A 5,771-nucleotide genomic window follows, 5' to 3' on the forward strand; every position below is an offset into this window, starting at 1 on the left:
AGGTTGGCAGTGGTCATGGCCAGATCCCGCGAAAAGGTCAGTTGCCCCCGTTGGCGATTGCCAGGGCCGGAGTAGGAAGAAGCGGCGAGAATGGCTAGGGGGAGGTCGAAGAGACGGGCCAGGGTATCGCCGATGCGCAGCCCCCCTTTGGCGATGCAGACAATTTGGTTAAACTCCCAGCCGCTTTCATAAACTTTGACGGCCAGCTCTTCGATTTTGCGGTGGTAGTCGGCCCAGGTAATAGAAATCTCGTGCAAGGGATCCCTCTCCCGCAGTCTGGATTGCTCAATTCTAACTATATTGATTCTTTTCCCATCGACCGGCCTGACGATGGCAACCTGAGGGTCTAGCTTTCTTTCAGCGGGATCACCTTCACCCAATGGGCGTAGGCGGGATCCCGATTTTCGGTGATGGCCGTCAGCTTCTGCCGCAACTGCTCGGTGATGGGGCGGGAGGGGGGCAAGACGTATTGCTCGATCTGGCGAATGGGCGTGATCTTGGCGGCAGTGCCGGTGAGGAAGGCTTCCTCGGCAATCAACAGCTCCGACTTATCGACCGGACGCTCTTGGGTGGGGATCCCCAGGTCGCGGGCCAGGGTGAGAACGCTGTCGCGGGTGATCCCTTCCAGGATGTCTTGGTCAAAGCTGGGGGTAATCAGCACGCCGTTGCGCACGATGAAGATGTTCATGCCCGAGGCTTCGCTTACCTTGCCTTGGGAGTTCATCAAAATGGCCTCATCATAGCCGGACTGCACTGCCTCAGTTTTGGCCAGAGAAGAGGTGATGTAGGCGCCGGTGATCTTGCCCCGCAACGGCAGGCTGCGATCCTCTTGGCGGGCCCAAGAGCTGATGCGGCAGGTGACTCCCTCTGGTGAGAGGTAGTCTCCCAACTCCAACCCGTACACGAAAAAGTCTTTCTCGATGTTGTGCAACCGCGGCGAGATGCCCAGGTCGGAGGTGTAGACCAGGGGGCGGATGTAGAAAGAGGTGGAGGGGCGATTTTTGCGGATCAGCTCCACGATCACCTGCTCGATCTTTTCGGCGGGCAGATCGAAGCAGAGCAGGCGAGCACTCTGGCTCAGCCGTCGGCAGTGGCGATCGAGACGAAACACCAGCACCTGATCCGGATTTTGCGGGTCGGGGATCCCGCGTAGACCGCCAAAGGCTGCCGTCCCGTAGTGCAGAGCATGGGTGGCAATGGAGATCTTCGCCTCGGCAAAGGGGACGATCTGGCCCTGAAAGTAGGCGTAGGGCAGAAAATCCGGCATGGTCGGCACCTACTGCGGTGGGAAAAGATGTAAGAGTAGGAATATTATCACCGATGGAGGCAGCATCGGCAGCCCCAGCGTTGGCAGCACTCGGAAAGATATGCGCACTGCAGTGTTTTTTAGCCAGTCAAGTTCTGAGAGGGCTGTGGAGGCAAACAGCTTCTAACTTACGAGGGGCCGACGAACTACACCCCATGACGCAAGGAGTCCACTCCCTTTGCGAAAGCAACAGTGCTCCTTTTGGCAAGGCTTCTTTCACCCCAAGGTTGGTAGGGTAAGAATGTGGTTACTCAAACAGTTGGAAATGAAGCTTCCAAAACTTGCTGTTGCTTCCTTGCTTGTGCCGGGCGTTTTGCTCCTCAGCAGCCCGATGTTATCGGTAGGCAAGAGCACAGAGGTAGCTTTTGCTCAATCTCCTGCTCCAGCCGTCCGCATTGAAGAAGCGATTCAGATGGCTCGATCTGCTGTTCCCGATGCTGTGATCAAAGAAGTTGAGTTGGAGCGCGAAGATGGCCGCTTAGTTTGGGAAGTAAAACTCACCAACGATGTTGAGGTCAAGATCGACGCCACTACCGGCGATGTTGTCGATATCGATGACTAGCCCTCAGGGGGGCACAAACTGGGGTAAGCGTTGCCGGAAAAAGCGGTAGTTGCCACTGCTTGATGAATGCTTGATGAAAAAGTAGCAATCTTGAGAACTGCAAAAGCTGGGGATCCCGTTTATTTGGGCAGGGGGAAGGTGTTCGCATGATAGACACCCGCTGGCTGAGGCCAGTTTAACTGCTGGCCAGGGGCAGGTGGTCGAGTCAGTCTGGGCTAAAATGCTGTCTATCCGTCTTGCTGCTCCCCCTGATGGACGACCCCCCTTTAGTCTCAGCGGCTACTTTCCCCAACACTGAGCTTTCGTGGGGAGATGCGTCTCTTAGTCTCTTTTGGGTCATCGCTCTTCTGGTCATCAACGCTTTTTTTGTGGCGGTGGAGTTTTCCTTGGTGTCGGCGCGGCGCTCCCGCATGGTGCAGTTGGCCAGCGAAGGGAACCGCCAGGCGGCAATTGTGCAAAAGGCCCAGGAACAGTTGGAGTATGCCCTCTCCACCACCCAGTTGGGCATTACCCTGGCCAGCGTGCTGCTGGGCTGGATCGGGGCCACCCAGGTTGCGCCGACACTGTTTTTGGCCTTGAGGCAGTTGGCCTGGTTGCGGAACGTGGATCCCGCCGTTGTTCAGGGGGTGGCAGTGGTGGTGGTGTTTTCGCTGCTCACCTATTTCCAAATTGTGGTGGGGGAGCTGATCCCCAAGACTCTGGCCATTCTCTACTCGGAGCCGATTGCCCTAAAACTGGCCTGGCTCAACCGCTTGGTGAGCCGCTTTTTGCACCCTTGCGTGGAGCTGCTCCGGTTCTCCTCCCGCTGCTTGTTGCAGCTTTTTGGCGTCCGCATCCCGGAGGCCACTTCTTTTTACAGCACCATGACGGTGGAGGAGCTGCAACTGTTGATCGCCTCGTCGGTGGAGTCGGGCAACATCGAGGCGGAGGAGCGGGAGCTGTTGAGCAATATCTTCGAGTTCGGCGAGACGGTGGCCAGCGAGGTGATGATCCCGCGCACCAGCATCGACGCGGTGCCGGAAACCGCTACGGTGCAAGAGGTGCTGGCCGAGGTGGCCGAATCGGGGCATTCCCGTTACCCGGTCTACGGCGAGTCTTTGGATGACATCCGCGGCCTGATTCATGTCAAGGAGCTGATCGGCGAGCTGGCCAAGGGATCCCTGGATTTGCACAGCCCCATCACCCCTTTCATTCGCGAGGCCCACTTTGAGCCGGAGAACAAGCTGATTGCTGAACTGTTGCCGGAGATGCGGCAGCACCACTGGCCAATGGTGGTGGTGGTGGACGAGTTCGGCGGCACGGCGGGCCTGATCACCATTCAAGACCTGGTGGAGGAGATTGTCGGCAAGCTCTCCGATGGCCCAGATCCCAAGGCGAAGGAGCCGGATATTCAGGAGCTGGACGAAAATACCCTCCTCATCCAGGCCCAGTTGGATATTGAAGAGGTCAACGAGCGCTGCCACCTCAACTTGCCCCTCCACGAGGACTACCAGACGCTGGGGGGCTTTTTGATCTACCACCTGCAGAAGATCCCGCGCGTGGGGGAAAAGTTCACCTACCAAGACATGGAGTTCCAGGTGGTGCGCATGGAAGGCCCACGGGTGGATCGGGTGAAGGTCGTTCGCCACCGCCGCAGCTCTCCCAACCCGCTGCCAGTGCTCCCCCCCGCCCAGACGACCAAGCCTGGCTCTTGAGGAGCTAGGTTTTGACGACCTTGAGGGTCTGCAGCCGCACATCTTCGGGGCCGTTGATAAAGCCGCCTGCCTCGTGCACCAACAACAGATAGTCCACCGCTTCCTGGGTTACCTCTTCGCCGGGCACCAAGATAGGGATCCCAGGGGGGTAGGGGGAGATGATCTCGGCACAGATGTGGCCTACGGCTTCCTGAAAGGGGATCCGCTCGATGGGGGCAAAGAAAGCCTGCCGCGGCGAGAGCCGTTGCGGCGGCAGGGGAGGGCGTTTCAACTGGGCCAGGCGCCGCAGTTTCTCGGCCATCGCCAGCGAGGGTTGGGATCCCTGGGCCTGCTTCGACAAAGCGGCGAAGCTCTCCACCAGCCGGTCGATATCCCGCTGGGTGTTGCCGAGGCTAACGATAAAGACCACGTTGTGCAGGGTGGACATCTCCGGCTGCACGTGGAAGTGGTCGTTGACCCAGTCGTGGGCGTCGAAGCCAAAAAGGCCCAGCCCCGACACCGTCACCGTCAAGCGGGTGCGATCCAGATCGAAAAACCCAGGTGTAGAGCCGATGCGCTCCGGGCCAAAGCAAAAGAGCCCTGGAATGCGGTTGAGGCGGGCGCGGGCTTGATCGGCTAAAGCCAGGGCTTGGCCCAGCAAAGCTTCCCCTTCCAGGGCCATCTGCCGCCGCGCCACGTCCAGCGACATCATCAGCACGTAGTTGGGGCTAGTCGATTGCAGCAGTTGCAAGATGTTGCGCACGCGGTTGGGATCGATGCGGGATCCCTTGAGGTGGAGCATCGAGGCTTGCGTCATGCCGGAGATCACCTTGTGGGTGGACTGCACCACCAGATCAGCACCAGCTTCCAAGGCGGAGAGGGGCAGTTGCGGGTGAAAGCCAAAGTGGGGCCCGTGGGCCTCGTCCACCAGGAGGGGCAGGCCGTGGCTGTGGGCGATGGCCGCTAAGGTTTCTAGGTCGCAGCAAACCCCGTAGTAGGTGGGGCTGACCACCAACACGCCCTTGGCGTCGGGGTGCTCGGCCAGGGCCTGCTCCAGGCCGGCAGGAGTGATGCCGTGGGCAATGCCCAGTTCTATGTCGAAGTCGGGCTCGATATAGGCCGGCACGGCCCCGGAGAGGATCACGCCGGCAATGGCCGACTTGTGGCAGTTGCGCGGCAGCAGGATCTTGTCTCCTGGGTCGCACACGGCCATCACCAGGGTTTCTACACCACAGGTGGAGCCATTCACCAGAAACCAACTGCGATCCGCTCCGTAGGCAGCTGCCGCCAGCTCCTGGGCTTCCCGGATCACGCCGTCGGGATCGTGGAGGTTGTCCACCTCCGGCAACTCGGTGAGATCCGCCCGGAAGACGTTTTCTCCCAAAAACTCCCGCAGGTCGGTGGCGATCCCGCGTCCCTGCTTGTGGCCTGGCGTGTGAAAGGGAGCCTTGTCCAAGCTGCAATAGTGGCGAATGGCCTCAAAAAGAGGGGCCCGCTCTTGAGCTTTGCGATCCAGCAGGCGCAGACGACGGGACGCTTTGGACAGATGCGACAGAACCATGGGCCACTCCCCAACACACCAGCGTCCAGTCATTATCCACCCCCAGCGGAGCCAAGTCCACCCTCAAGGTCACCCCAGGGAGCGTCTTTCCTGCTAGCCTGGGTTCAGGTTGCCCTTCCTGCTTGTATGTTTGAAAAGCTGCCCCTCCCCCTGAGCACCCTGGTGTTGCTGGCGGGCGTTGCCGCCACAGCTTGGGGCTTTGCCCAGTACAGCGATCCCACCCTGAACCTCATCGGCCTGTTTACCGGGATCCCCTTGCTGCTGGGGGGGGTGACCATGAAGGTGGTGGAGCTCAAGCCAGTGCCTGCCCTGACGCCCCCCTCGCCAGAAGTGCTCCAAGCCCGTGCTCAGCAGGCCACGGAAATTCAAAAACAAGTCCGCGCCGACATCACCAAATACAGCTATGGGGCCAACGCCCACCTGGAAGAGGCCCTGGAGTTTCTCGGCCTGCGCGGCCCTTTGGAAGCAGACCTACCCAAACTCAAAGGCTACAGAGAAGAATTGCGGGGTGGCCGCTACACCCTGGTGCTTCTGTTTGATTCGCCAGCCGTTCCCTTCCAGCAATGGCAGGAGAGCTACCAGAAAAAAATGCAGGGCTTCTTTGGCCGCGACGTGGAGGTGCAACTGCAGCAGCCCCGAGAACATCAGGTGGAGCTGGCGCTCATCGCC

6 protein-coding genes are annotated in these 5,771 nt (G+C 59.7%); 3 read left to right on the plus strand and 3 right to left on the minus strand.

Annotated elements, in window-relative coordinates; translation table 11 throughout:
- Both NW857_RS12015 and NW857_RS12020 read right to left on the minus strand, forming a co-directional pair.
- A partial coding sequence (locus tag NW857_RS12015) for a phosphoribosyltransferase (protein WP_414369064.1) occupies nucleotides 1-257 on the minus strand: 257 nt, incomplete at its 3' end.
- An 89-nt stretch (nucleotides 258-346) separates the two neighbouring features.
- Nucleotides 347-1,267 (minus strand): branched-chain amino acid transaminase, encoded by a 921-nt coding sequence (locus NW857_RS12020; protein ID WP_414335893.1) that lies wholly within the window; start codon nucleotides 1,265-1,267, stop codon nucleotides 347-349.
- Nucleotides 1,268-1,484: 217 nt separating this feature from the next.
- Here NW857_RS12020 and NW857_RS12025 point away from each other — a divergent pair, with 217 nt between their 5' ends.
- Nucleotides 1,485-1,868 carry a PepSY domain-containing protein gene (locus NW857_RS12025; protein ID WP_414369066.1) on the plus strand — a complete coding sequence of 128 codons (384 nt, stop codon included), beginning with the start codon at nucleotides 1,485-1,487 and terminating at the stop codon, nucleotides 1,866-1,868.
- Nucleotides 1,869-2,119: 251 nt separating this feature from the next.
- Nucleotides 2,120-3,562 carry a hemolysin family protein gene (locus NW857_RS12030; RefSeq protein WP_414335896.1) on the plus strand — a complete coding sequence of 481 codons (1,443 nt, stop codon included), beginning with the start codon at nucleotides 2,120-2,122 and terminating at the stop codon, nucleotides 3,560-3,562.
- A gap of 4 nt (nucleotides 3,563-3,566) precedes the next feature.
- On the opposite strand, the gene NW857_RS12035 is transcribed toward NW857_RS12030, so the two are convergent.
- Nucleotides 3,567-5,102, minus strand: coding sequence for an aminotransferase class I/II-fold pyridoxal phosphate-dependent enzyme (locus NW857_RS12035; protein WP_414335898.1), 1,536 nt, complete (start codon nucleotides 5,100-5,102; stop codon nucleotides 3,567-3,569).
- 126 nt (nucleotides 5,103-5,228) lie between these two features.
- Between NW857_RS12035 and NW857_RS12040 the strand changes: the two genes are divergently transcribed.
- On the plus strand, nucleotides 5,229-5,771 hold a 543-nt coding region (locus tag NW857_RS12040), incomplete at its 3' end, for a DUF2854 domain-containing protein (RefSeq protein ID WP_414352299.1).

Origin of the sequence: Synechococcus sp. H55.9 (genome assembly GCF_047462355.1) — a bacterium.
GTDB lineage: Bacteria > Cyanobacteriota > Cyanobacteriia > Thermostichales > Thermostichaceae > Thermostichus.